Origin of the sequence: Hoeflea sp. AS16, from assembly GCF_038900095.1 — a bacterium.
Classification (GTDB): domain Bacteria; phylum Pseudomonadota; class Alphaproteobacteria; order Rhizobiales; family Rhizobiaceae; genus Hoeflea.
In genome coordinates, this window is record NZ_JBBMQQ010000008.1 from 159,069 (window position 1) to 183,412 (window position 24,344).

At 61.0% G+C, this 24,344-nt stretch carries 25 protein-coding genes; 14 read left to right on the top strand and 11 right to left on the bottom strand.

The window, feature by feature from the left end; all coding sequences use genetic code 11:
- Positions 1-2 precede the first annotated feature (2 nt).
- Both WNY80_RS18085 and WNY80_RS18090 read right to left on the bottom strand, forming a co-directional pair.
- Positions 3-356, bottom strand: a complete 354-nt coding sequence (locus tag WNY80_RS18085) for a DUF1801 domain-containing protein (RefSeq protein WP_342888811.1) — start codon at positions 354-356, stop codon at positions 3-5.
- A complete protein-coding gene (locus tag WNY80_RS18090) occupies positions 353-988 on the bottom strand; it encodes a DNA-3-methyladenine glycosylase I (protein WP_342888812.1) in 636 nt (211 codons plus the stop codon). The genes WNY80_RS18085 and WNY80_RS18090 overlap by 4 nt, the downstream gene beginning before the upstream one ends.
- Positions 989-1,229: 241 nt before the next feature.
- Between WNY80_RS18090 and WNY80_RS18095 the strand changes: the two genes are divergently transcribed.
- Both WNY80_RS18095 and WNY80_RS18100 read left to right on the top strand, forming a co-directional pair.
- Positions 1,230-1,997, top strand: a complete 768-nt coding sequence (locus WNY80_RS18095) for a L,D-transpeptidase (protein ID WP_342888813.1) — start codon at positions 1,230-1,232, stop codon at positions 1,995-1,997.
- 170 nt (positions 1,998-2,167) lie between these two features.
- A complete protein-coding gene (locus tag WNY80_RS18100) occupies positions 2,168-2,878 on the top strand; it encodes a L,D-transpeptidase (protein WP_342888814.1) in 711 nt (236 codons plus the stop codon).
- Between the two features lie 119 nt (positions 2,879-2,997).
- Here the strand turns inward: WNY80_RS18100 and glcF are convergent, their stop codons facing one another.
- The 4 genes from glcF to WNY80_RS18120 are packed head-to-tail and all read right to left on the bottom strand — an operon-like array spanning position 2,998 to position 7,493.
- Positions 2,998-4,305: a glycolate oxidase subunit GlcF gene (gene glcF, locus WNY80_RS18105; protein WP_342888815.1), complete on the bottom strand. Its 1,308-nt coding sequence runs from the start codon at positions 4,303-4,305 to the stop codon at positions 2,998-3,000.
- 56 nt (positions 4,306-4,361) lie between these two features.
- Positions 4,362-4,739, bottom strand: a complete 378-nt coding sequence (locus WNY80_RS18110) for a hypothetical protein (protein ID WP_342888816.1) — start codon at positions 4,737-4,739, stop codon at positions 4,362-4,364.
- Positions 4,740-4,794: 55 nt separating this feature from the next.
- Positions 4,795-6,012 (bottom strand): glycolate oxidase subunit GlcE, encoded by a 1,218-nt coding sequence (gene glcE, locus WNY80_RS18115; protein WP_342888817.1) that lies wholly within the window; start codon positions 6,010-6,012, stop codon positions 4,795-4,797.
- The gene (locus tag WNY80_RS18120) at positions 6,009-7,493 is read right to left on the bottom strand and encodes an FAD-linked oxidase C-terminal domain-containing protein (protein ID WP_342888818.1); all 1,485 of its coding nucleotides are present in this window, start codon (positions 7,491-7,493) and stop codon (positions 6,009-6,011) included. The genes glcE and WNY80_RS18120 overlap by 4 nt, the downstream gene beginning before the upstream one ends.
- 233 nt (positions 7,494-7,726) lie before the next feature.
- Between WNY80_RS18120 and WNY80_RS18125 the strand changes: the two genes are divergently transcribed.
- The 5 genes from WNY80_RS18125 to WNY80_RS18145 all read left to right on the top strand — a co-directional run bounded on the left by WNY80_RS18125 (position 7,727) and on the right by WNY80_RS18145 (position 12,629).
- Complete coding sequence (locus WNY80_RS18125) at positions 7,727-8,638, top strand: LysR family transcriptional regulator (RefSeq protein ID WP_342888819.1); 912 nt, start codon at positions 7,727-7,729, stop codon at positions 8,636-8,638.
- A gap of 257 nt (positions 8,639-8,895) precedes the next feature.
- Positions 8,896-9,723, top strand: coding sequence for an FCD domain-containing protein (locus WNY80_RS18130; protein ID WP_342888820.1), 828 nt, complete (start codon positions 8,896-8,898; stop codon positions 9,721-9,723).
- Entirely contained in the window at positions 9,720-10,505 is a 786-nt protein-coding gene (locus tag WNY80_RS18135; protein ID WP_342888821.1) for a (Fe-S)-binding protein, read from the top strand. The genes WNY80_RS18130 and WNY80_RS18135 overlap by 4 nt, the downstream gene beginning before the upstream one ends.
- A 19-nt stretch (positions 10,506-10,524) precedes the next feature.
- The gene (locus WNY80_RS18140; RefSeq protein ID WP_342888822.1) at positions 10,525-11,961 is read left to right on the top strand and encodes a LutB/LldF family L-lactate oxidation iron-sulfur protein; all 1,437 of its coding nucleotides are present in this window, start codon (positions 10,525-10,527) and stop codon (positions 11,959-11,961) included.
- Positions 11,958-12,629, top strand: coding sequence for an LUD domain-containing protein (locus WNY80_RS18145; protein WP_342888823.1), 672 nt, complete (start codon positions 11,958-11,960; stop codon positions 12,627-12,629). Before WNY80_RS18140 ends, WNY80_RS18145 begins: the two co-directional genes overlap by 4 nt.
- Here WNY80_RS18145 and WNY80_RS18150 read toward each other — a convergent pair.
- Positions 12,626-13,345, bottom strand: a complete 720-nt coding sequence (locus WNY80_RS18150) for an MOSC domain-containing protein (protein ID WP_342888824.1) — start codon at positions 13,343-13,345, stop codon at positions 12,626-12,628. The two genes, WNY80_RS18145 and WNY80_RS18150, sit on opposite strands and share 4 nt — an antisense overlap.
- A gap of 150 nt (positions 13,346-13,495) precedes the next feature.
- Here WNY80_RS18150 and WNY80_RS18155 point away from each other — a divergent pair, with 150 nt between their 5' ends.
- The 5 genes from WNY80_RS18155 (at position 13,496) to WNY80_RS18175 (ending at position 18,080) form a co-directional block, all read left to right on the top strand.
- Entirely contained in the window at positions 13,496-14,137 is a 642-nt protein-coding gene (locus tag WNY80_RS18155; protein WP_342888825.1) for a LysE family translocator, read from the top strand.
- A 1-nt stretch (position 14,138) separates the two neighbouring features.
- Positions 14,139-14,777, top strand: a complete 639-nt coding sequence (locus WNY80_RS18160) for a hypothetical protein (RefSeq protein WP_342888826.1) — start codon at positions 14,139-14,141, stop codon at positions 14,775-14,777.
- Positions 14,778-14,808: 31 nt separating this feature from the next.
- Positions 14,809-15,543 carry a 16S rRNA (uracil(1498)-N(3))-methyltransferase gene (locus WNY80_RS18165; protein ID WP_342888827.1) on the top strand — a complete coding sequence of 245 codons (735 nt, stop codon included), beginning with the start codon at positions 14,809-14,811 and terminating at the stop codon, positions 15,541-15,543.
- 143 nt (positions 15,544-15,686) lie between these two features.
- Positions 15,687-17,060, top strand: a complete 1,374-nt coding sequence (locus WNY80_RS18170; RefSeq protein ID WP_342888828.1) for a glutamate--cysteine ligase — start codon at positions 15,687-15,689, stop codon at positions 17,058-17,060.
- Positions 17,061-17,183: 123 nt separating this feature from the next.
- Complete coding sequence (locus WNY80_RS18175; protein ID WP_342888829.1) at positions 17,184-18,080, top strand: DUF937 domain-containing protein; 897 nt, start codon at positions 17,184-17,186, stop codon at positions 18,078-18,080.
- A gap of 114 nt (positions 18,081-18,194) precedes the next feature.
- On the opposite strand, the gene WNY80_RS18180 is transcribed toward WNY80_RS18175, so the two are convergent.
- On the bottom strand, positions 18,195-18,476 hold the full coding sequence (locus WNY80_RS18180) for a DUF1127 domain-containing protein (RefSeq protein ID WP_342888830.1): 282 nt from the start codon (positions 18,474-18,476) through the stop codon (positions 18,195-18,197).
- A gap of 143 nt (positions 18,477-18,619) precedes the next feature.
- Between WNY80_RS18180 and WNY80_RS18185 the strand changes: the two genes are divergently transcribed.
- Entirely contained in the window at positions 18,620-19,579 is a 960-nt protein-coding gene (locus WNY80_RS18185; protein ID WP_342888831.1) for a LysR substrate-binding domain-containing protein, read from the top strand.
- Between the two features lie 145 nt (positions 19,580-19,724).
- A complete protein-coding gene (locus WNY80_RS18190) occupies positions 19,725-20,831 on the top strand; it encodes an endonuclease/exonuclease/phosphatase family protein (protein WP_342888832.1) in 1,107 nt (368 codons plus the stop codon).
- A 60-nt stretch (positions 20,832-20,891) separates the two neighbouring features.
- Here the strand turns inward: WNY80_RS18190 and WNY80_RS18195 are convergent, their stop codons facing one another.
- From WNY80_RS18195 to guaB, 3 genes are all read right to left on the bottom strand, one after another.
- On the bottom strand, positions 20,892-21,305 hold the full coding sequence (locus WNY80_RS18195) for an MAPEG family protein (protein WP_342888833.1): 414 nt from the start codon (positions 21,303-21,305) through the stop codon (positions 20,892-20,894).
- Positions 21,306-21,383: 78 nt separating this feature from the next.
- Positions 21,384-21,992: a hypothetical protein gene (locus tag WNY80_RS18200; RefSeq protein WP_342888834.1), complete on the bottom strand. Its 609-nt coding sequence runs from the start codon at positions 21,990-21,992 to the stop codon at positions 21,384-21,386.
- Positions 21,992-23,491, bottom strand: a complete 1,500-nt coding sequence (gene guaB, locus WNY80_RS18205) for an IMP dehydrogenase (protein WP_342888835.1) — start codon at positions 23,489-23,491, stop codon at positions 21,992-21,994. The genes WNY80_RS18200 and guaB overlap by 1 nt, the downstream gene beginning before the upstream one ends.
- Positions 23,492-24,344: the final 853 nt, after the last annotated feature.

Consider the following 24,344-nt stretch of genomic DNA (forward strand, 5'->3'; position numbering starts at 1 on the left):
GTTCAGGTGCGTTTCTGCCGCTTGCGCAGCTTGTAGGTCAGCGCCAGCGCAATGCAGTGTTCAAGCGCCTCGCGGTCGGGCGCAACGCCTCCGGGCAGCACGATGGCGCGGTTGCCTTCGTAAGTCAGGGTATCGGGATAAAGGTCGCGGAACTCATCAACCAGATCGGTGTGGCAGATGAACATCAGCGCCAGATCGCCGTCCGGACGCGGTGCGATCCGGACGGAACTGCCGACATTGCGTTTTGCCGGGGTAAAACTCTGCTCGCCCCATTTGAGGCTTTCTTCCAGCGGCCCGATCTCCGGCCTTGCCGCAGCAACATGATGGATCAGGGTCTTGAGCTCATCGGGGGTCATGCAGGACGCACCAGGGCCGTGCGCAGCGCCTCGACTTCCTGTCGGTGGCAGCAGCCCTCGAGATGGTCATTGACCAGCCCCATGGCCTGCATGAAGGCATAGACCGTTGTCGGGCCGACAAAGCTCCAGCCGCGCTTCTTCAGATCCTTGGAGATGCGGGTGGACACGGCGGTTGTCGGATTTGCCCGCAGGGTTGCATAGTCCACTGTTTCCGGGCGCTCATCCGGACCGGGCTCGTGGGCCCAGAAATAGGCGGCAAGCGAGCCGAATTCGTCGACCATTTCGATGGCGCGATTGGCGTTGTTGATGGTCGAGACGATCTTGCCGCGGTGGCGGATAATGCCCTTGTCCTGAACGAGCCGTTCGATGTCGGCATCATCGAAGCGGGCAACCTTGCGGAAATCGAAACCGGCAAAGGCGGCGCGGAAATTCTCACGCTTGCGCAGGATGGTGAGCCAGGACAGGCCGGACTGAAATCCTTCCAGGCAGATCTTCTCAAACAGCCGTATGTCATCGGTCACCGGCCGGCCCCATTCGGCGTCATGGTACGCCAGGTAGTCGGGGAGATTGCCCGGCCAGAAGCAGCGGGTGCGGCCGTCCTCGCCGGTGATCAGGCCGTTTTCATGCGCCATGGAGCCGCTCTTCATCATGGTTAATCGGGAATCGCGGCCAATTAAGCGGTCGTTCACCGCGTTTGGCAAGGCAGCGATAACCCTAAGAAGAGCTTTCCACCCAAACGGGCATTTTATTGATGCGGATTCACCAATTGATTCCATCGCTGCCGCAAGCATGGATCATGGAAGACAGATCCATCGGCGTGAATTCGTCGATGGTGACCTGTCGCAATCAGACGAAAGGTATTTGGTGCGTCCGATGAAACAACTTGCTCTGCTTCTCATGTCCGGCGCGGCGTTGAGCCTTGCCGCATTTTCCGCCCCGGCCAGCGCCGGAGACCGGTATGGGCAACGGCCACCCGTGGTGCTCAGCCCGGATCTGACCGCCCCCTGGGTCCTGCAGCTCAGCGGCCAGGCCGCGCCGCGGGGCGGCATTGTCTACCGGTCCCAGCCGAGAGCCGTTCGCCGGGCCGTTACACAACCACGCATCCAGCGGGCGCAGCCCCGCCGGGTGACCAATGTCGCGCTTGCAGCCCCGCTGGTGAAACCGAAGCCGGCGAGCCAGATCGATCAGCGATTCCTGCCGCAGACGGTTTCCTACAATGGCAAGGAGAAGCCCGGCACCATCATCATCGATACAAGCGAGCGTTACCTCTATTACGTCATGAGCGACGGCAAGGCGCGGCGCTACGGCGTAGGCGTCGGCAAGGAAGGTCACGCCTGGAGCGGTACCGAGAAGATCACTCGCAAGGCGGAATGGCCGGACTGGCGTCCGCCGGCAGAGATGATCAAGCGGGTGCGCGAGAAGGAAGGCCGGATCCTGCCGGTGCACATGAAGGGCGGACCGGAAAACCCGCTCGGCGCACGGGCGCTTTATCTCGGCTCAACGCTGTACCGCATCCACGGCACCAACCAGCCCTGGACAATCGGCAAGGCCGTCTCGTCGGGTTGCATCCGGATGCGCAACCAGGATGTCACGGAACTCTACGAACTTGCCAAGGTCGGTGCCAAGGTCATCGTGATGTGATCACAGGCTGATCTGCCGCCTCAGGAACAGATCCGGTCAGGCCCAGTGCCGGGCCGGGTTTTTCCATTGGCGTGAAACGCCATGTCCCGTTTCACCCTCAGGGCGGTTGATCCAATAAAAAACGATGGTACCTTTGTAACCGAGGGCTAAAGTACGAACGAGGGGGTCCCATGACATTGCCACGCCTATTCACCCGATTTGCCGTCATTGCGGCCAGCGCGCTGGCGCTGCTTGTTGCGCCGGCGCTGCCGGACGCATCGGCCATGCCGCGAACGATCGCACCCGCTGCATCCGATGCAGCCTTGCCGGTCGTCCAGGTGGCGCAGTCGAAAAAGCCGAAACCGGAATTCATGCGCAAGAAGGTCCGGTTCAAGACCAACGAGAAACCCGGCACCATCATCATCGATACCAGCACGAAATATCTCTATTACGTCGAGGGTAAAAACCGCGCCATCCGCTATGGCGTCGGTGTCGGACGTGACGGATTTGGCTGGTCGGGCACCGTCAAGATCGGTCGCAAGGCGGAATGGCCGGGCTGGCGCCCGCCTGCCACAATGATTGCCCGCGAACGCCGCAAGGGCCACAAGCTTCCAGCCTATATGAAGGGTGGCCCAAACAACCCGCTCGGTGCGCGCGCGATGTATCTCTACAAGGGCGGCCGCGACACGATCTTCCGCATTCACGGCACCAACCAGCCATGGACCATCGGCCAGAACATGTCGTCAGGCTGCATCCGGATGATGAACGAGGATGTCAAACACCTCTATGAACGCGCCGCCATCGGCTCCAAGGTCATCGTCATCGGGCCGAACGGGAAAGGCTCCGAGAGACACTACACCGATCTCGGGATGGATTTCTTCGGCACGCTGTTCGGCGGTTGAGGCCGGCGGGTCCAACGCAGCCAACATCTGCAGAAACAAACCAGAAGGCAGCGTTTACGGACGCTGCCTTTTTGCTTCCGACGGACAGGAAGTTACTCTGCCGGGCTCAGTTTCACGGCTCAAGCCGTGGGCAATGCCGCCGGCCGGTCGCCACCATAGACCCAGTCGAGCAATTCCACCGTGTGGATGATCGGGATGTCGGTGCCGCCGGCGATCTGGGTCATGCAGCCGATATTGCCGGTGGCGATCAGATCCGGCTTCGTGCGCTCGATGTTCCTGACCTTGCGGTCGCGCAGGGTGCGCGCGATCTCGGGCTGCATGATGTTGTAGGTGCCTGCCGATCCGCAGCACAGATGACCTTCGGGCGGATCCTTGACCGTGAAGCCCGCGGCCTTGAGCAATGCCTTTGGCTGCACGGTGATCTTCTGGCCGTGCTGCATCGAACAGGCGGAATGATAGGCCACGACCATGTTGGCGCCATTGACCGGTGCGGGCATCTCGACGCCGGCAAGATACTCGGTGATATCCTTGGCCAGTTCCGACACACGCGCAGCCTTGTCCGCATAGGCCGGGTCCTCGCGCAGCATGTAACCATAATCCTTGATGGTGGTGCCGCAGCCCGAGGCGGTGATGATGATGGCATCCAGACCGCCATTGTCGATTGCCCGTGTCCAGGCATCAACATTGTTGCGCGCGGCCTCGAGCGCGTCATGCTCGCGGCCCATGTGGTGCACTAGCGCACCACAGCAGCCCTCGCCTTCCGGTACGACCACTTCAACGCCGATCCGGTTCAGCAGCCGGATGGTCGCCTCGTTGATGCCGGGCTTGAGCACAGGCTGGGCGCAGCCGGTGAGAATGGCGACGCGGCCACGCTTTGCTCCGGTGCCGGCATGAGACCCGGGTTTGGCGAAGTCTGACTGCGCCGGCACCGACTTCGGGGCGAGTTCCAGCATCGCCGCCATCGGTTTGAGGCCCGGCACGGCCCGGAACAAGGGCGCGAAGGGCCGGCCGATACGGGCGGCATAGAGCGATGCACGGAAGCGTCCGGGATAAGGCAGCACCATCGCCAGCAGCCCACGGGTGATGCGGTTCATCAACGGCCGCTTGTAGGTCTTCTCGATATGGGCGCGGGCATGATCGACCAGATGCATGTAGTTGACGCCCGAGGGACAGGTGGTCATGCAGGACAGGCACGACAGGCAGCGGTCGATATGGGTCACCACCTTCTCGTCGGCAGGACGGTCATTCTCCAGCATGTCCTTGATCAGGTAGATCCGGCCGCGCGGGCTGTCGAGCTCGTTGCCAAGCGTCACATAGGTTGGACAGGTGGCGGTGCAGAAGCCGCAATGCACGCATTTCCTGAGAATCTTCTCGGATTCGGCGACACCGGAGTCCTTGAGCTGCTCGGCGGTGAAATTGGTCTGCATGTCGCGAATTCCTTGGAACTTTCAGAAAAATGTGCCGCCGGTTGAGACCAGCGCTTTCAGAGCAACCAGCTTTGGGGATTGTCGATCGGCTCGTTGCGGCCCAGTTTCTGCAGCCCGACAATAGTGCGGACGACGACCCAGAGAGCAACAAGCGGCATCAGCAGCATACCGATCAGGACGAACATCAGCACTGCGCTGATGACCGCACCAAGCAGGCCGAGCCAGAAGGTGCGGATCGCCCAGGTATAGTGGCTTTCAAGCCAGGCCTCGGACTTGCCGCGGTTGAGGTGGGCCAGAACGATGCCGACGATGCCCGAGATCCCGATGACGAAACTCACCAGGTACAGGATGTAGATGACCTGCAGATTGGTCTTGCCGGGTTCGAGCCAGCGGTCGGTCTGGCGGGGTTCAGGGGCTTGATCCGGATTGCTCATTGCCTGCTCCTTGTTCTGACGAATAAATGCTTTTCCCAAAAGGCCCGGGACCGGATCACATGGTGGCGGTCATGCGTCCCGGGTTGAGCACGCCTGCCGGGTCGAACTGGTCCTTGATCCGCCGCGCCAGGGCTTCCAGCGGCTTTGGCTGCGGTTCGAACACGGGAACGGAAATTCGGGTGGCGGCATCAGCCCGGACAAGGGTGGCATGGCCACCACCGAGCACCTTGATGTACTGGCGAACCAGATCAGCATCCGGATCGGCTTCCATGCGCAGCCAGACCAGCCCGCCCTGCCAGTCGTAAAATGCATCAACGCCGGTCTTGAGCCGCAACGCGGCAACCAGCTGATGCCCGGCGGAAGGCGCCACAGACACTTTCCAGACCGGCTTCATGGTCCCGTCGGCGAATGGCCTGACGTCGCGGATGTCGCGCCAGAGACCGTCCGAGACGTCACCTTCCAGCACACTTACCGTGCCACGCCTGCCCATTTCGGCTACCAGCCGCCCGGTGCGGACTTCGACAGAGGGCGTCAGCCCCTCAAGCCGCAGAACGGTTGCAGGGCCACCCTTGAGACTGCCGCCGGCAAATTTGGAAATGACGCTTTCGGGCAGGTGCGCGGCTCCGGAAACCTCCACCGACATGGCAAGCGCCGCGGCCATGGCTTCGGCGGCTTGCGCATCATTGAGGCCGGAGACGACAACCGTGACGGCGGTTTCAGGCCGCGGCAGGACCTTGAAGATGACCTCTGACATAACCCCGAGCGTGCCCCAGGACCCGGCCATCAGCTTGACCAAATCGAGGCCGGTGACGTTCTTCATCACCCGGCCGCCGCTCTTGACGATTTCGCCGGAGCCATTGACGAAGCGGACGCCCAAGAGATTATCGCGCGCTGCACCGGCGGAAATCCGGCGCGGACCGGAGACGTTCCCGGCAAAGACGCCACCAATGGTCGGCTCGCCGGTAGCGCCCAGAAGAGGGCGGTGGTCCATCGGCTCGAAGGTCAGCATCTGGTTGTTGGCAGCCAGCGCCGTCTCGATCTCGGCGAGCGGGGTGCCGGCACGCGCCGCCATCACCAGCTCAGAAGGATCGTAATTGGTGATCCCGCTCAGTTTTGCCACCGACAGGACCGACGCCGATTGTACCGGACGGCCAAGATCAAGCCTGGTGCCTCCGCCCCTCACCTCGATGGGACGGCGGGCCTCGTTCGCCTCAAGCACAATCCGCGCGACCTCTTCCTCGGTCTGTGGATACTGGATGTCGGTCGTGCTCATGCTGCTGTCCTGTCATCGCCGGCCGCGCTCTGGTTACCCGGCTGGGAGCCGTTTCTGCCTTCGAGCGGAAACACTTTCGAGGGATTGAGGATCCATTTCGGATCAAAGGCGGCACGCACCCGCATCTGCTGGGCCAGATCGGCATCGGAATACTGATGCCGCATCAGGTCGCGCTTTTCGATGCCGACGCCATGCTCTCCGGTCAGGCAGCCACCGGCATCGACGCAGAGCTTGAGGATGTCGTTTCCGGCCATCTCCGCCTTCAGGCTTTCCTCCGGATCGTTGGCATCGAACAGGATCAGCGGATGCATGTTGCCGTCGCCAGCATGAAACACGTTGGCGACACGCAGTCCGTAGCGGTCGATGATCTCGCTGGTTTTCTCCAGCACATGAGACAGTTGCCCCAGCGGCACGGTGCCATCCATGCAGATATAATCGGCGATGCGCCCGGTGGCGCCAAAGGCCGACTTCCGGCCCTTCCAGATCAGGGCTGCTTCGGTGGCAGACTGGCTTTCCCTGATCGTCTTGACGCCGTGCTTGCGGGCGATCTCGATGATGCGTTCGAGCATGGCATCCATCTCGGCATCCGAGCCCTCGACCTCAACGATCAGCAGCGCCTCGACATCCATCGGATAGCCTGCCTGGGCGAAGGCCTCGCAGATCTCGATGGCCGGCTTGTCCATGAACTCGATGGCGACCGGGATGATGCCCGAGCCGATGATGTCGGTGACGCAGGCGCCCGCGGCAATCGAGCTGTCGAAGCCGAACAGCACCGGACGGGCGCCCTCGGGCCTGGCGATCAGCCTGACGGTCGCCTCGGTGACAATGCCCAGCTGCCCTTCGGATCCACAGATCAGGCCAAGCAGGTCATAGCCTGCCGCATCCAGCGCCTTTCCGCCGATCTCGACGATGGAGCCATCGAACATGACCATCTTGACGCCCAGCAGGTTGTTGGTGGTGACGCCATACTTGAGACAATGGGCTCCGCCAGAATTCATGCCGATATTGCCACCGATGGTGCAGGCAAGCTGAGAACTGGGGTCAGGCGCGTAGAAGAAGCCGTCGGCCTCGACCGCCTGGCTGATCGAGATGTTGGTCACGCCGGCCTGGACCACTGCCGCGCGGTTGGGGAAATCGACCTCAAGAATGCGGTTGAGCTTGGAAACCCCGATGACGATCGCATCTTCCTGCGGGATCGCGCCTCCGGAAAGCGACGTTCCTGCTCCACGCGGAATGACCGGAATGGCGTTGTCGTTGCAGTATTTGAGAACGGCCGCGACCTGAGCTGTGGTTTCGGGCAAGACGACCGCCAAGGGCATGCGCCGGTAGGAGACGAAGGCATCCGTATCGAACGGCACCAGCTCCCTTTCCTCGGTTATCAGGCAGCTTTCGGGCAGCAGGCCTGCAAGATCGGCAATGATCGAGGGACGACGGTCAATGACCGCGCGGTCAGGCTCCAGAAATGCAATCAACTCCGACATGGCATCCTCCCTCGCGTCTCGAAACAGTGAAAAAGCACCGCCATCAGACCTTAACTGGTATTTTTTGTTTACCACTTAATTTGACGTTCGGCAATGCAGTTCACATCACATCCCGGAGCCCGTAAAACATGGAGGCGCGCGTCCCTGAAACCCGGTTGCACCGAAATGATCCACGACAACAGCGCTTGCGTACTGTTAAGTATGACGTTCTCAAAGGGGAGAGACCACCCAGCATGAACAATTTGGGAGACCTGGAGATTTTTGCCCGCGTGGTGTCTGCCGGATCAATGTCGGCGGCGGGGCGCGAACTCGGGCTGTCTCCTGCCGTGGTATCAAAGCGGCTTCGCCGTCTCGAGGACCGGCTCGGGACCCGCCTAATGCAGCGCACGACCAGGCAGATTTCACTTACCGAAGCCGGACAGGGATTTTACGAACGCGTGCTGGCCATCCTGGCAGGGATCGAAGAGGCCGAGGCTTTTGTCTCGCGCCGCTCGGCGCTGGCGCACGGCGTGCTGAAGGTCTCGGCTCCCACCTCCTTCGGACGCATGCACATTGCGCCGCATATCAACGCCTTCATGCAGGCAAATCCCGATCTCGGGGTCAATCTGATGCTGCGCGACGAGTTCGTGGATATTGTCGGAGATGGCTACGACCTGGCGATCCGGATCGCCGAACTGAGCGATTCAAGCCTGGTTGCGCGGAAACTTGCGCCTGTTCGCCGCGTTCTGGTGGCGTCACCGGATTACATCAAGCGCCACGGCGTGCCGGAAACGATCGAGGATCTCGAGAGCCATATCTGCCTTGCTCCGCACAACAATGATTCCTGGAAGCTCGAAGGTCCGCAGGGCCAGATGGTTCACCGTCCGCTCGGGCCGCTGCAAACCAACTCCAGCGAAGTGGTTCGCGAAGCCGTCATTGGCGGTGTCGGCATCGCCTTGCGGTCGACATGGGACATCGGCACGGAACTGGCCGATGGCCGGCTGGTCCAGGTGCTTCCCGCTTACGAAGGCTCGCGCAACGTCGCCATCCACGCGGTCTATGCCAGCCGCCGGTTTCTGCCCGCCAAGGTGCGGCTGTTTATCGACTACCTGGCGGAACTCTACAGCCCCACGCCCTACTGGGATGCCCGGGAAGGCGGAAAGTAACGCGGCAACTGTCCTCGCCAGCCGGATGCAGCTTCCTCCGGACCGGGTATGCGGCCTCGCGCCGGATTTACGGGAAGTACCAGGGGCCAAGCCCGCGCTCGGTAAGACCGGGGCCGGTTACCGGGCGCAAAATGCACCGTTCGAAACCTCGCCACTCGTCCCTGAAAACACTAAACTTGACACAAATTGGATAAAAATATTGACCACCTTTCCCGACCCTTGGTACGCTTCAAACCAGCACCCAGCGGGAAACGGCGATGGCCACGGACATTTTTGCACGTATCGAGCACAGCCGGACAGCTGATGAAGTGGTTCATCAGATCGAGATTCTCGTGCTCGAAGGCATCCTGCGCGTTGGCGACAGGCTTCCCGGAGAGCGGGAACTGGCCAAGCAGTTCGATGTCTCGCGGCCGATCCTGCGGGAAGCGCTCAAGGTTCTTGAAGGGCGCGGCCTGCTCAACACGCAACATGGCGGCGGTACCTTTGTTGCCGACGTGATCGGCCAGGTCTTCACCCGTCCGGTGATGGAGCTGATCACGCGGCATCAGAAAGCGACGCTGGACTACCTTGAGTACCGGCGGGAGATCGAAGGCGTTACCGCGGAGTTTGCCGCGCGGCGCGCCACGGAGGCCGACAAGGCGCTGCTGACCCGCATCGTCACAGCGATGAAAGCCGCGCACCAGAAAGACGCCTTCGATGAAGAAGCCGAAATCGACGTGGAATTCCACAGCGCGATCGGCGAATGCGCACACAACATCATTTTGCTGCACACGCTGAGATCGTGCTACCGGCTACTGGCCGAAGGTGTGTTTTACAATCGCGCGCTGGTCTACAATCTGCCTGGCGCACGCGATCAGTTGCTGGCCCAGCATATTGCCATCTACGACGCGGTGATGGCGGCGAACCCTGAAGCAGCACGGCGTGCAGCCCAGGCCCATATCGATTTCGTCTCCAGGGCGATGACCGATGCCGAACGCTCGGGCGACTGGGAGCGGGTGTCGAAACTGCGCCTGCAACAGCGCGCGCCGGACCTGTCCGGCTCCAGCAGAACATCAAAACAGAAACAATCGGAGGCGGCAGAGTGACGTCAAGCGGAACGAAGGCTGCCCAACAGCCACGTGTGGGACTTTTTGCGACCTGTCTGGTCGATCTTTTCCGGCCATCTGTCGGTTTTGCCAGCGTCAAGCTGCTGCAGGACGCCGGGTGCGAGGTGCATGTGCCGGTGGCGCAGACCTGCTGCGGCCAGCCAGCCTACAACACCGGCGACAGGGCTGACACGCGCGAGATCGCCGAACAGGTGATCGAGGCTTTCGAGGAATTCGATTTCATCGTCGCGCCGTCGGGTTCATGCGCCTCGATGCTGAGGAAGCACTATCCCGGCCTGTTTGAGGGCGATGCCGCCTGGGAAGACCGGGCAAAGGCATTCTCGGCGAAATGCCACGAGCTGATCTCGTTTCTCACCGACGTGATGATGGTGCGCGATACCGGGGCAGCACTTGAAGCCAGGATCACCTATCACGATTCCTGTTCGGGACTGCGCGAGCTCGGCATCAAGGAGCAGCCGCGCAAGCTCCTGGGCAATGTCAGCGGCGTTGAAGTCCGGGAAATGACGGATTCGGACGTCTGTTGCGGTTTTGGCGGCACCTTCTGCGTAAAATATTCCGATATTTCCAATGCCATCGTCACCAAGAAGGTCGGCAATATCGACACCTCGGGCGCCGACATGCTGCTGGCCGGCGACCTTGGCTGCCTGATGAACATGGCCGGAAAACTCAAGCGCCAGGGATCGGACGTCGAGGTCCGTCATGTCGCCGAAGTTCTGGCGGGCATGACCAGCCAGCCGCCGATCGCCGGCTCCGGCAAATAGGCGGAACAGGAGACACCCGATGGAACTCACCGCCAACAAGTTCAAGGCAAACGCCTCAAAGGCACTGGTCGATGCGCAGCTGCAAAAAGCGCTCGGCAATGTGGAAAAGGGGTTTATCGGCAAGCGCCAGAAGGCCGCCGATGCACTGCCGGAATTCGATGCGTTGCGCGACAATGCCCGCGACATCAAGAACCATGTGCTCGAGCATCTCGACCTTTATCTCGAGGAATACGAGCGCAAGGTGACGGCTGCCGGTGGCCATGTGCACTGGGCCGAAACGGCCGAGGATGCGCGCCGCATCGTGCTCGATATCTGCCAGAAGGCCAATGCCCGCACGGTGACCAAGGGCAAGTCGATGATTACCGAGGAGATCGCGCTCAACGATCACCTGGAGGCCAACGGCATCGAGCCGGTGGAAACCGACCTCGGCGAATACATTATCCAGCTGCGCGGCGAACATCCGAGCCATATCATTGCGCCGGCGGTGCACTTGAACAAGGAACAGGTGGAAGGCGATTTCCGCCGGGTACATACGCATCTGCCGGAAGGCCGTGACCTCAGCGAGCCTGTCTCACTGCTCAGCGAGGCGCGCGAAGTGTTGCGGCAGCGCTATTTCGCGGCCGATGTCGGCATCACCGGCGCCAACTTCCTGATCGCGGAAACCGGCACCTCGGTCATCGTCACCAACGAAGGCAATGGCGACCTGACCCAGACGCTGGGCAAGGTGCATGTTGTCGTCGCCTCGATCGAGAAGATCGTGCCGACGCTGGAAGACACGTCGCAGATTCTCAGGGTGCTTGCACGCTCGGCCACCGGTCAGGACATGAGCGTCTACACGACATTCTCCACCGGCCCGAAACGCGAGGAAGACCCGGACGGGCCGGATGAGTACCATGTTGTGCTGCTGGACAATGGCCGCTCGGCGATGCTTGGCACCGAGTACCAGGACATGCTGCGCTGCATCCGCTGCGGCGCCTGCATGAACCATTGCCCGGTCTACCACGCGGTCGGCGGTCATGCCTACGGCTCGGTCTATCCCGGCCCGATGGGCGCGGTGCTGACGCCCTCGCTCAATGGCATTGACGAGACCGGACAACTGCCCAACGCCTCGACCTTCTGCGGCCGTTGCGAGGCGGTGTGTCCAATGCGGATTCCGCTGCCGAAGATGATGCGGCACTGGCGCGAGCGCGAGTTCGAGCGAAATCTGACGCCAGCTGTTGCGCGCTATGGGCTGAAAGCCTGGGCTTTCTTTGCCAAGCGGCCGAAACTCTACCGTTTTGGCGCATCGTTCGCGATGCCCTTGCTGTCGCTGTTCGGCGGCACGTCGCGGCGCTTCCATTCGCTGCCATTTGCCGGCGGATGGACCCGCCATCGCGACCTGCCGGCACCTGAGGGCCGCACCTTCCTGCAGGCCTGGGCGCAGCGCGAAGCGCAGAAACAGGAGACGGGACAATGAGCGCGCGCGAGAATGTGCTGAGCAAGATCCGGGCATCGATGCGGGTTCCGTCCTCCGATGACAAACGCCGCGAGGCGGTTGCTGCCCGGCTCGAAAATTCACCCGCCGGCATCATTCCAGGCAGGGCGCAGCTGCCGAAGGCCGGACAGGTCGATCTGTTCTGCTCGATGGCCGAGCAATTCGGCGCGACACTGGCGCGCGTCAGCGACTACAAGGCGGTTGCGGCGGAGGTCACCACCTATCTGCGTTCTCACAACCTGCCTGCGGAAATCCGGATGGGCGCCGACAAGCGGTTGAAGAAGGCCGGCTGGGAAACCGAGAAGAACCTCGAAATCCGTCACGGCGCCTCCGATGGCGGCGATCTGGCCGGCGTCAGTCACGCCATGGCCGGGATTGCGGAAACCGGGACGCTGGCGCTGGCTTCGGGTCAGGACAACCCGACAACCATCAACTTCCTGCCCGAACACCATATCGTGGTGCTGAAGGCCAGTGACATCAAAGGCGACATGGAAAGCGTCTGGGCTATGCTGCGCAAGGCGCAGGGCAAGGGTGAAATGCCCAGAGCCTTCAACCTGATCACCGGTCCGTCGCGCTCCGGCGATATCGAGCAGACCATCCTGCTCGGCGCGCACGGGCCGCGGGCGCTGCATGTCATCGTGGTTGACTAGGGCGTTCCGCCTTCGGGACCGTCAAGACGGGCGGTGACGTCTTCTCTGTACTCCCGCCCGGCCTTGCGCCGAAATGCATCAGCCCATCCCGGTGCGAGTCGCGGAAGCTCCGCCATTGCAGCCGCAGTCTCGAGCGCAAGACGCGGATTGAGCCGGGCGCGGGTGACCCGCTCGACGCTCCACCCGGGATTGGGGCAGTCCAGACGCCTGATTTCATCCCCCATGCGAACCATGCCGGGCTCGAGCACACGGTAGTACCAGCCAGTGCGGGCGGTTTCCTGAAACAGCTTGGTCATGGTGCTGACACCGGTATGGGCATTGAGCTTCCAGCACGGCTGACGGCCTTGCGAAATTTCGACGATCGCTGACCCAAGCGCCAGCACGTCGCCGATACACAGATCAGCCTCGGTCAGACCAAGGGTGGCAATATTTTCCCCAAACCGGCCCGGCCCGAAATCCTGCGCAGCGGTTCCGAGTTCAGACCGCCATTCCGGATAATGGTCGGCGGCATAGTGGTGCACGGCCTTCTCCGTCCCGCCATGAACCGACAGGTCAGCCTGTTCGTCGTTGGCAAACCCGGTCAAGCCCAGGTACTGTGCTGTTTCGGTCAGCTGCTTGCCGATTGCCGAAGCCGGTTTTCCAGGCCAGTGCGCGCGTGAAGTGCCGACATAGAGACCAATGATGGTGGCGTTCAGTTCAACGGGTTTGTGCGTCATGCCTGGCTCCTGCTCGTTTCTGTTTATCAAACCTGTATCAACCGGACAGAAGCAGGACATGGAATTCCGCCAGGCTTGATCCGGCCGGCATTGACGCGTTCGCATTTTTGCGGCTTCCTCGAAGCTTAATCACCTTCAGAGATTGTAGCCATGCCTGTTTCACCCGAACACTTCGCGGCCTTCGTCGCGGCCAGTATCATTCTTCTGATCATTCCCGGGCCAACCATCATCATGGTCATCACCCAGGCGCTGGCGCATGGCCGCAGGATCGTGTTTGCGAGCGTGCTGGGTGTCGGCCTTGGTGACCTGCTGGCGACATCGCTGTCGATTGCCGGCGCCGGAGCGCTGCTGGCGGCGTCGGCCTCGCTGTTTCAGGCTTTGAAATTCATTGGCGCGGCCTACCTCATCTGGATCGGCTACAAGATGTGGCGGACGCCGGCGAAAATTCCGGACATGTCGGAAGCCGATGTTCCGGCTGCTTCAGGGCGACCCGCGGTCGTTTTCCGCGATTCCTTTCTGATCACGGCTCTCAATCCGAAGGGCATCCTGTTTTTCGTGGCCTTCGTGCCGCAGTTCATCGATCCTGCCCTGCCCTATGCACCACAGGCCGCAACCTATGTGCTGACTTTCACCGCGCTCGGCATTCTGAACGCAACACTGTTTGCATTCGCCGCCGACGGCGCACGGCAGACCATACGCCGACCACAGGTGATGAAAATGGCCATGCGCACCGGCGGTTCCCTGCTGATGATGGCCGGCGTCGCTGCGGCTTTGACCCGACGCGCGAGCTGACATGCCACTGCAAAATCGCGTCGATCCAGAAGGCAACATCTGTTCGGTTCAGGCCCGCGGGGAATTCATGGGCAATCGCGGCGGCGCCCTGCACACTGCCGATCGGCGCATCGTGCGAACCCAGAAGACCAGGTCGTGGATTATCTGCCTGACGGAATTCCACGGGCGGCACCGGCAGGTGATGCAGCCGGGCCGTTACACCGAACTGTTCTTCCTGGATGAAGTGACCGCACTTTCCGCCGGACACCGGCCGTGCTTCGAATGCCGGCGCAAGGACGCGCTTGCCTTCGCCGAAGCGCTTGGCCGGAGCCGAGGCGAAAAGCGCCTCTGCGCACCCGCGACAGACAAACTGCTTGCTGCCGAGCGGAAAGCTGGCGGCAGTTCCCCCGACCGGACCATTGCCCGGATCACCGTCGCCTCCCTCCCCGATGGCACCATGATCCGGCAAGACCAAACCCATTATGCGGTGCGCGCCGGGATGCTGCTGCCCTGGTCGTTCTGCGGCTACAATACGCCGGTGGATGCCGAAACGCTGACTGCTGCCCCGGTTTATCTGGCCACACCGCCCTCGACGGTTGCCGCGCTCCGGCATGGCTATCTCCCGGTCTTCCATTCCCGTGCGTGGAGGCCCGAGACTTGATCTTCGGATCGGCTTGGGCAAGAAGACGAAAATGCGCGCAAATTACAAACTTCAACGGCTTTATCTCGATACCCCGCTGGCTGCAGGTGAAACTGTGCCGCTGGGCAAGGATCAAGCCCATTACCTGCTGACCGTCTTGCGACTGACGGACGGCGCCGAGGTTCTGGTCTTCAACGGACGCGATGGCGAGTTTTCAGCCCTGCTGCGCCCGCAAGGCAAGAAATCAGCAAATCTTGAAATTGGTGCCCAGACCCGCGAACAGCCCGAGCCGTCGCGGCTGGACTTTCTGTTTGCACCGCTCAAGGTCGGACGGCTGGATTACCTGGTGCAGAAAGCCACGGAAATGGGCGTTCGCAGGATCACGCCGGTTTTCACCGATCATACCCAATTGCACAAGGTCAATGCCGGGCGGCTTGAAGCCAACATTCTCGAAGCTGCGGAGCAATGCGGCAACCTCGCCATCCCCGAACTGGGTGAGGCTTCAAAGCTCGAGGCGCTGCTGGCAAACTGGGACCCGGCACGCCGGATCATCTTCTGCAATGAAAGCCAGGCCGGCAACAATCCGAGCTCCATCCTGTCCGCCATTCGCGAACGCGACCTTGCGCTTCTGATCGGGCCGGAGGGCGGTTTTTCCGAGCGCGAACGGGAGATGCTGACCGCCCTGCCGTTTGTCACATCCATCCCGCTCGGACCACGGATCCTTCGCGCCGATACCGCTGCAGTGGCGGCCTTGACCGCGGTTCAAATGACCATCGGCGACTGGTAAAACGGCTTGGTTTTGCTCAAATCAATCTTCTTTGATCCTGCGATCAGGGATTTTCGCTTGCAAGGCGGACCGGTTCCGGTCCAAGCAGCTTCAGGATGCGTGGTTTGAGATCGCGCCGATGACATTGAGAAAAAGGGCCAGCCATGGCACGCGACACCACGGATGATACCCCGATCAGCTCAGTTGAAGATCTCGCAGGCTGGATGTCGGCTGGATGCAAACCTCGGGAAAGCTGGCGCATAGGCACCGAGCACGAGAAGTTCGTTTTCTACACCGACACCCACGAGCCGGTTCCCTATGAAGGTGAACGCTCGATCAAGGCGCTGCTTGAAGGCATGGCGATGATGCTCGGCTGGGAGCCGATCATCGATGCAGGCAAGATCATCGGGCTGGTCGAACCGACGGGCGCCGGCGCCATCAGCCTGGAGCCGGGCGGGCAGTTTGAACTGTCCGGCGCACCGCTTGAAACGATCCACCAGACCTGCCGTGAATCGAACGCGCACCTGGCGCAATTGCAGGAAATTGCAGAGCCGCTGGGCATCCGCTTTCTCGGCATGGGCGGCAGCCCGACATGGTCACTGGCTGAAACACCGAAAATGCCAAAATCCCGCTACGACATCATGACCCGCTACATGCCAAAGGTCGGCAGCCAGGGGCTCGACATGATGTACCGGACCTGCACGATCCAGGTGAATCTCGATTTCTCCTCGGAAGCCGACATGCGGCGGAAGATGCAGCTCGGCATGAAGCTGCAGCCGCTGGCAACGGCGCTGTTCGCGGCCTCGCCCTTCACCGAAGGCAAGCCCAATGGCCTGGTCTCCTGGCGCGGCGACATCTGGCGCGACACCGACAACCAGCGTTCCGGACAGTTGCCCTTCGTCTATTCCGATGATTTCGGCTTCATGGATTATGTCGAGTGGGCGCTCGATGTGCCGATGTATTTCGTGCTCCGCGACGGGCGCTATCACGAGGCGACGCATGTCACCTTCCGGCAGTTCATGAACGGGGCGCTGAAGGGCGAACTCGACCAGCCGATGCCGACGATGGGCGACTGGACCAACCACCTCGGGACACTGTTTCCCGACGCCCGCCTGAAACGTTTCATCGAGATGCGCGGCGCCGATGGTGGTCCATGGCGACGGATCTGTGCGCTGCCGGCGTTCTGGGTCGGGCTGCTCTATGATGAAGCCGCTCTTGGCGAAGCGCTCGAGCTTACCCGCGACTGGAGCCTCGATGAGGTCAACAGCCTGCGCGACACAACTCCGCGCGATGGCCTGAACGCCAGGATCAACGGACAATCGCTGCGCGACATCGGCCGTGAGGTGCTTGGAATTTCCCGCCGCGGGCTGGTTAGCCGGGCATGCCTGAATTCCGAAGGCAATGACGAGAGCCATTTCCTGGCGCCGCTCGAGGAAACCATCGCCCGCGGGACGACGCTGGCCGAAGAAATGCTGGCGCTTTACAATGGACGCTGGAACGGTTCCGTCGACCCGGTGTTCGAGGATTACGCCTACTAAGCCAAACGGTACCGCTTGCGTACTCGGGCTCTTCCGAACAGGGATTGCCGCCCTAGGCACAAGGCTTCGGGGGGTATAGTCTTTGACAAAGCCTTTCGGGGCGATGGAGGAGTGCCAGATCCGATGATGCCGCTTTACGACATGATGATGAATGCCCAGAACGGCGATGCCATGCAGGCCATGGCAAAGCAGTTCGGCTTGAACGAAAACCAGATGGAACAGGCGATGGCAGCATTAATGCCTGCCTTTTCCACGGGCCTGAAGCGTAACGCTTCCAATCCGATGGACATGTCGAGTTTTCTGTCCGCCCTCTCCGGCGGCAATCACGCCCAGTATTTCGAGAACATGCAGAACGCTTTCAGCCCCCAGGCCAAGCAGGAAGGCAACGGGATTCTGGGCCATCTGTTCGGCTCCAAGGAAGTCAGCCGGGCGGTGGCTGCACAGGCTGAAGCCGCAACGGGCATTGGCCAGGAAATCTTCAAGCAGATGCTGCCGGTGCTGGCGACCTCCATCATGGGCGGCCTGTTCAAGCAGGCCACCGGGCAAGCATCCGGGCAGTCATCCGGCCAGGCGCAGGCCAACGCGATGGGCGGCTCCAATCCGATCGGCGACCTGATTTCGGAGATGATGCGCCAGGGCATGGGCGGTGGCCAGCCGAAGCCGGCGCCCAAGGCTGCGCCGATGGACAATCCGCTGGGACAGATCCTTGAAGGCATGTTCGGCGGAGGAGCCCAGCGCCAGTCACCCCAGGCCGGAAGCAATCCGTTTGGCGACAATCCGCTTGGCCAGATCTTCCAGGACATGCTTGGCGGAGCCATGGGTGGTGGTCAAACGAAGGAGACGCCCGAGCCGGAACCACAACCCGATACGGACCGCATGGCTTCGGGCCGCAAGCGCAATCCCTACGACGATCTTTTCGGCCAAATGTTTGATGCCGGCAAGGAAGTGCAGCAGGGCTACCAGAAGAATGTGGAATCGATCTTCGATCAGTATCTTCAGGGCATGAACCGGTCGAGTTAGAGCGCTTCAGCGCCCTGAAACAAAAGACCCGGCCGTGCAGACTCGAAGAGTCGTGACGACGGCCGGGTAAGGGCGGAACACAGGGCAGTGTTCCGCAGGGGACCTTGAAAAAGATCAGAAAAAGCTGTTTTGCCGTGCGCGGCGGGCCAGTTCCGCCGTCGGATCGGCATTGAACGGCATGGAAAATCCATAGCGCACATCATCACGCGTCAAGCCGATATCGAACAGCTCATGATCGGAAAGCTCCGTAATCTTGCGGGCCCGGCGGCGGTTGAGCTGGGCGTTGGCGAGTTGTCGTACATTGCGAACCAGAGTGTAGAGTGAACCCTGGATGGTCGAGCCCATACCCGGGGTGCGGACAGCCGACAATGCGGCAGTGAGACTGCGTGCGTTCATGGCAATGATCCTTGACAAAACATGCGCCGGGCAAATGGCCGTGGCGCAAACCAAACTTGCAAAATCTGTTTCTCAAAAAACGATTGATCATACCAGCGAATGTTTCTAATCCTTATCATCAGAACTATTGATAGGAGCCAGAGATGCCTGCACCCCTTGATATCGATCAGCTGCAGACCTTCGTGGCGATCGTCGATACCGGAAGTTTCACACGTGCGGCCGACAAGGTGTTCAAGACCCAGAGCGCGGTCTCTATGCAGATGCGCCGTCTTGAAGAGCGGGTGGGCAAGACACTGTTCATTCGCGATGGCCGTCTCAACCGGTTGAGCGAAGACGGCGAACGCATGCTTGGCTACGCCCGGCGCATCATCCGGCTCAACAATGAAACCATTGCCGCCTTCGACGATCACCAGCTTGAAGGTTCGATCCGGATCGGCACTCCGGATGATTATGCCGATCGCTACATGCCCGGCATCATTGCCCGCTTTGCCAAGACCAATCCGAATGTCGAGCTCTATATCGAGTGCGAACCTTCCAGCGAGCTTTCCGCCCGGCTGGCGCGCGGCGAACTCGATGTGGCACTGGTCACGCACAATCCGCGTGAGCGCACGTCGGAAGTGGTCCGCACCGAGCCGCTCTATTGGGTCACCTCGATGAACCATTCGGTGCACGAGGACGCAGTGGTTCCGCTGGCGGTGGGTCGCCGGTCGTGCAACTGGCGCAACATTGCCTGCACGGCTCTGGATTCAGCCGGGCGCGATTACCAGGTGCTGTTTACCAGCTGGTCCGCAACGGTGGTGGCATCCGCGGTGCTGTCAGGCCTGGCGGTTTCCCTGCTGCCCGAATGCGCGGTGCGGCCGGGGATGCGAATCCTCTCACCCGCCGACGGGTTTCCGGCGCTGCAACCGGCGCAGATTGGCCTGATGAAACGGCCCGGTGCACCGGCGGCCCTGGTCAACGCCATCTGCGGCCATATTGCAGCAAGCCTCGACAACATCACGCCGGTGGGCAGCGAGGACAAGCCGATGTCAGCCGGCTCCGGATCGTCGTCCCGCCGTGATTCGAGAACACGGGCCGACATCGCGGCCGTGCCAGCCTGGTAAGAAGCCGGCGCCACATGGCTTGAGGCAAACACCGGCGCGGGCCGGCTCCTGCCTGCCTGCACAATACCCGGAAGATGGCTGCATCGTTACATTGCAGCGATAATCGGATATACTCTCCGGGCTGAAAGCCGGGAGAGGAAATGGCATGTCGTTCATTTCATCCATTCGCTACATCAAGCCCGATGAACACCGGGCTTTTGTCGCTGAACGGCTCAAGGCGCTCAAGACGCAGCTTGATGAGGATATCCAGAGCAAGGTGGGGGATGACTCGCTGCGGCTGGCAACTTGGAACATCATGCATTTTTCCGATGGCGGGGCCTACGACCGGACAACGGAATCGCTGCTCTACATTGCAGAGATCATCGACCATTTCGACCTGGTGGCGATCCAGGAGGTCAATCACGACCTGACGAAGTTCGAGCTGCTGATGCAGCGCTATCTGGGCAGAGACTGGGATTATATCCTGACCGACGCCAGCGGCAACCGCGAGCGTCTGGCGTTTGTCTACCGCAAGGCAAAGGTCAGGTTTCTGCGCGAAGCCGGGGAAATCGTTCTGCCGGAAGGTCAGGAAATCGTCGCTCCGGACCAGGAAAACGCAACCCGCAAGCTGCAGTTCGCGCGCACGCCGTTCGCCGTCACCTTTCAGTCAGGCTGGTTCCGCTTCAAGCTTTGCACCGTGCATATCTACTACGGCAAGTCGGCCGACAACTCGCCTGAAATGGAGCTGCGCCGGGGCGAGATCGAAAAGATCGCCGGGTTTCTGGCCAATGTGCAAAAGGCCGAGAAACGAAGCTCCGGCACGGACGCCAACATGATCCTGCTCGGTGACTTCAACATCATCAGCCCGGAGCACAAGACGATGCAAGCGCTGCTGGATGCCGGCTTTATCACCACCGAGGGCATCGAGGATGCAGCCACAAGCCTTTCAGGCAAGCATCACTACGACCAGATCGTCTTCAGGCTCGCCGAGCGAAGGGTGAAGCTTGGCGCGTCGGGCGTTCTCGACATCTTCAAGAGTGTGTATCGCGACGAAGACGCGGAGCATTATGCCAGCAAGGCAGAGATCAAGAAAATTTCACATGGCAGGGACGGCACCGCCCGCACGAAACAGAAAGCCATGGACTACTTCCGCAATTACTACCGCAAGCACCAGCTGTCCGATCACAATCTGCTGTGGTGCGAGGTCAAGACGGATTTTTCAGGCCACTATCTCGACGCCATCGCCGCCGGGCGGGATCCACGCAAGATGTAATCATCAGCCGAGGCTCGCCATCACCCTTGCAGCAGGCGGCGGTGTGTCGTGGGCTTGTCGTTACGCGATGTGAATGGCGAGAAGCAGCCACTGAACGAAATTGACCAGCAGGCTTACGATGAACAGCATGCGGCGGATCCTGATGCGGTTGCTGGTCAGGTGAACCCAGGCATGGACCACGCGGGCCAGCACGAAGGCCCAGGCCACAACAACCGCCACCATCCCCGCTCCGCCGGTCACGAACAATGACAGGCAGGCCGTGAAAAACAGCACCGGCAATTCAAACTGGTTGGAAAGGTTGCGGGCCGCTGTCGCACTTGGTTCCGGTTCTATCGAGGGAACCTTGAAATCCGATGGCTTGGCAGCCCCGGCCTTCACCGCACCGATGCGGCGGGATGATACAATCATGTAGACCACATAGGTCAGCAGCACCTGGGCCAGGACCGGCCAGAAAATCGCGGTGGATGAGGTCATCGTATCAAGTCCCCGTGTTTGCCAAGACCATATCTTCCCTAAACTGCATTCACGTCAGCAGCAAGGGACCGTTCCGGTTCAGGTGGGAGCCGCGGGCGGGGTGGCCCGCCGGACGCTCACCAACCGCCATACCCAGAGTGCGACGATGAGGGCGAGAGCAAGAATGGATGTGGTGTACTTCCCGGCCGTGAGAACGCGCAGGACGAACACAAACTGCTCGTTGAGTGCGAGCCCGAGAGCCTTCGGCCCGAACATGGAATCGGCGACGGCGTTCTCGATGAAATCACATGCGAGGTAGGTGAAGGCCAGCGCGAGGACAAGACCAAAGCCGACCGCCGCCAGACGCGGAGTCTCGATGGGCTTTTCCGGCCTGAACAGCGCTGCGAACGCGCAAAACCCGAGACTGATGGTGAAGAGAGGCGGAAAAACAAGATCATATCCGGCATGCAGGGCCAGATAGGCTTCCGAGGCGCTTTGCCTGCCCCCGGCTTGCGCGTCGGCAAGGTCGGAAGCGAAAGCCGCAAAGAGGGAGCGGGCGCCATCCAGATCGTACCCGAATGGAAGCAGGTCAGGTATCTTCATTCCGCCAATCAGCAAGCTGATGGCGGGTGCCTTGACGCATCCCATGTAGGCGAGCAGCCCGACTGTGAGCACACACAGCAACCAGCCGGGCCAAAGCCGTTTCATCACATCGCGCCGGGATAGTTCGGGCTTTCCCGGGTGATGGTCACATCATGGGTGTGGCTTTCGCGCAAACCGGCGCCCGAGATGCGGACAAAGGTCGCGCGCTCATGGAAGGTCTTCAGATCGGCAGCGCCGACATAGCCCATTGCAGCCTTGAGGCCACCGGCAAGCTGATGCAGCACGCCGGATACCGGTCCCTTGTAGGGAACCTGGCCCTCGATGCCTTCCGGCACCAGCTTGAGCGTGTCGCGAACCTCGGCTTGGAAGTAGCGGTCAGCCGAGCCGCGCGCCATTGCACCAACCGAGCCCATGCCGCGATAGGCCTTGAATGAACGGCCCTGATGCAGATAGACCTCGCCGGGGCTTTCATCGGTGCCTGCGAGCAGCGAACCGATCATGACCGCCGAAGCTCCGGCGGCAATCGCCTTGGCCAGATCGCCCGAGTACTTGATGCCGCCATCGGCGATCACCGGGATGTTGTGCTTTTGCGCTTCATCGACCGCGCTCATGATCGCGCTCAACTGCGGCACGCCAACGCCGGCAACAATGCGCGTGGTGCAGATCGACCCTGGTCCGATACCGACCTTGACCGCGTCCGCCCCGGCATCGATCAGCGCCTTGGTGCCCTCTGCGGTGGCCACGTTGCCTGCCAGGATGCGCACGGAGTTTGAGAGTTTCTTGGCCCGGGTCACCGCATCAAGAACGCGCTGCGAATGGCCATGCGCGGTGTCGATTACAAGCAGGTCCACACCGGCTGCAATCAGGCGCTCGGCGCGTTCAAAGCCATCTTCGCCGACCGAGGTTGCAGCAGCCGCGCGCAGCCGCCCCTGTTCGTCCTTGGAGGCGTGCGGGTTGAGCTGCGATTTCTCGATGTCCTTGACGGTGATCAGGCCAACGCAACGTCCGTCGCCATCCACCACCACGAGTTTCTCGATACGGTGGCTGTGCAACAGCCGCTTGGCTTCGGTCTGCTCGACACTTTCCTTGACCGTGATCAGGTTTTCATGGGTCATCAGCTCATGAATTTTCTGGTTCGGGTCCGATGCGAACCGCACGTCGCGGTTGGTGAGAATACCCACCAGATACCCCGGACCGCTGGCGCCGCCGCGCTGCTCGACAACCGGAATGCCGGAAATGCCGTGCGCCTTCATCAACGCCAAGGCTTCAGACAATGTCGCCTGGGGGCTGATGGTCACCGGATTGACGACCATTCCGCTTTCGAATTTCTTGACCTGGTGAACCTGCTCCGCCTGTTCTTCCGGCGTCAGGTTGCGGTGAATGACACCGATGCCGCCAGCCTGCGCCATGGCGATGGCAAGCCGCGCCTCGGTGACGGTGTCCATGGCGGATGAAATGATCGGCAGATTGAGGTCGAAACCGCGGGCGATGCGGGTGGCGATATCGGCCTGACCGGGCATAACCTCGGAATGTCCCGGCTGCAGCAGCACGTCATCAAAAGTCAGCGCTTCTGCGCCGGTTATGGATTGGATAATGGTCGCCATCGCCTGTCGGCTCCGTCTGTTCGGGGCCGCCCAAACCGGGCTGCCCGGTGCTGTTTCGGGTCTCTCGCGTTGGCAGCGGCAAGTACCATGCTTCCCCGGCTTATGAAAGAGCCGGAGAGCGTTTGATCACCGAAATTTGCTGCGGCGCACCCTTTCCCCACATCAGAGGAACAAAACCAGGGGCAAACAAAAACCCGGGCATTGCTGCCCGGGCCCTGGCTCTCACACCGGGATGAGATGATATCTCAGAGATCGAACTGATAGGTCTCCGGGATGAAACGGTGGCCTTCCGAGGCTTTTTCGACAAAACCGACCGACGGGAAGCATGCGGTGACCATCAGAAAGGGCCGCTATTTTTTAACCACCGGGCAAAAGCGCTTCAACACCACGGGCTATACTGCAGCTATTGCCACTTCTGCTTGGGCAGCGCGCAGCATCAATTGCGAAGCGGTCAGCTAGCCAGCGCCAAGAGCGGCTGTCGTGAGCAAATTGAAGCCAGACAGGCTGGATAAAGTTGACACGGCTTGGTCCTCCGAGGCGAAAATGAAGCTACACTGGGCAATTGGCGCATCCGCCCGGAGCGACAAGTGCTGACCGCCTGAACAAGAGGTGACGGACCGTTCCACCAGATTGAACAATCGGCGCAGCACTTAAAAATTACCGACAGAAAATTATAAATTAGTGGTCCCCGTATAAATTTAGGGTTGAATTTGTTAAGCAATGCGCGGCATAGGATGTTTAGCAAGGGAGCTATATGTTGAAAAAGCTGCTCGTCCTGATCGCTGCCTTTTTTGCATCCTTTTTGTTTCTGTATGCATTGGTCAGCAAAGATAACCCTGCCAGGCATGAGGGT

Coding starts and splice junctions, on each gene's coding strand:
- WNY80_RS18085 (WP_342888811.1), bottom strand. CDS start 356: ATGACCCCCGATGAGCTCAAGACCCTGATCCATCATGTTGCTGCGGCA.
- WNY80_RS18090 (WP_342888812.1), bottom strand. CDS start 988: ATGGCGCATGAAAACGGCCTGATCACCGGCGAGGACGGCCGCACCCGC.
- WNY80_RS18095 (WP_342888813.1), top strand. CDS start 1,230: ATGAAACAACTTGCTCTGCTTCTCATGTCCGGCGCGGCGTTGAGCCTT.
- WNY80_RS18100 (WP_342888814.1), top strand. CDS start 2,168: ATGACATTGCCACGCCTATTCACCCGATTTGCCGTCATTGCGGCCAGC.
- glcF (WP_342888815.1), bottom strand. CDS start 4,305: ATGCAGACCAATTTCACCGCCGAGCAGCTCAAGGACTCCGGTGTCGCC.
- WNY80_RS18110 (WP_342888816.1), bottom strand. CDS start 4,739: ATGAGCAATCCGGATCAAGCCCCTGAACCCCGCCAGACCGACCGCTGG.
- glcE (WP_342888817.1), bottom strand. CDS start 6,012: ATGAGCACGACCGACATCCAGTATCCACAGACCGAGGAAGAGGTCGCG.
- WNY80_RS18120 (WP_342888818.1), bottom strand. CDS start 7,493: ATGTCGGAGTTGATTGCATTTCTGGAGCCTGACCGCGCGGTCATTGAC.
- WNY80_RS18125 (WP_342888819.1), top strand. CDS start 7,727: ATGAACAATTTGGGAGACCTGGAGATTTTTGCCCGCGTGGTGTCTGCC.
- WNY80_RS18130 (WP_342888820.1), top strand. CDS start 8,896: ATGGCCACGGACATTTTTGCACGTATCGAGCACAGCCGGACAGCTGAT.
- WNY80_RS18140 (WP_342888822.1), top strand. CDS start 10,525: ATGGAACTCACCGCCAACAAGTTCAAGGCAAACGCCTCAAAGGCACTG.
- WNY80_RS18145 (WP_342888823.1), top strand. CDS start 11,958: ATGAGCGCGCGCGAGAATGTGCTGAGCAAGATCCGGGCATCGATGCGG.
- WNY80_RS18150 (WP_342888824.1), bottom strand. CDS start 13,345: ATGACGCACAAACCCGTTGAACTGAACGCCACCATCATTGGTCTCTAT.
- WNY80_RS18155 (WP_342888825.1), top strand. CDS start 13,496: ATGCCTGTTTCACCCGAACACTTCGCGGCCTTCGTCGCGGCCAGTATC.
- WNY80_RS18160 (WP_342888826.1), top strand. CDS start 14,139: ATGCCACTGCAAAATCGCGTCGATCCAGAAGGCAACATCTGTTCGGTT.
- WNY80_RS18165 (WP_342888827.1), top strand. CDS start 14,809: ATGCGCGCAAATTACAAACTTCAACGGCTTTATCTCGATACCCCGCTG.
- WNY80_RS18170 (WP_342888828.1), top strand. CDS start 15,687: ATGGCACGCGACACCACGGATGATACCCCGATCAGCTCAGTTGAAGAT.
- WNY80_RS18175 (WP_342888829.1), top strand. CDS start 17,184: ATGATGCCGCTTTACGACATGATGATGAATGCCCAGAACGGCGATGCC.
- WNY80_RS18180 (WP_342888830.1), bottom strand. CDS start 18,476: ATGAACGCACGCAGTCTCACTGCCGCATTGTCGGCTGTCCGCACCCCG.
- WNY80_RS18185 (WP_342888831.1), top strand. CDS start 18,620: ATGCCTGCACCCCTTGATATCGATCAGCTGCAGACCTTCGTGGCGATC.
- WNY80_RS18190 (WP_342888832.1), top strand. CDS start 19,725: ATGTCGTTCATTTCATCCATTCGCTACATCAAGCCCGATGAACACCGG.
- WNY80_RS18195 (WP_342888833.1), bottom strand. CDS start 21,305: ATGACCTCATCCACCGCGATTTTCTGGCCGGTCCTGGCCCAGGTGCTG.
- WNY80_RS18200 (WP_342888834.1), bottom strand. CDS start 21,992: ATGAAACGGCTTTGGCCCGGCTGGTTGCTGTGTGTGCTCACAGTCGGG.
- guaB (WP_342888835.1), bottom strand. CDS start 23,491: ATGGCGACCATTATCCAATCCATAACCGGCGCAGAAGCGCTGACTTTT.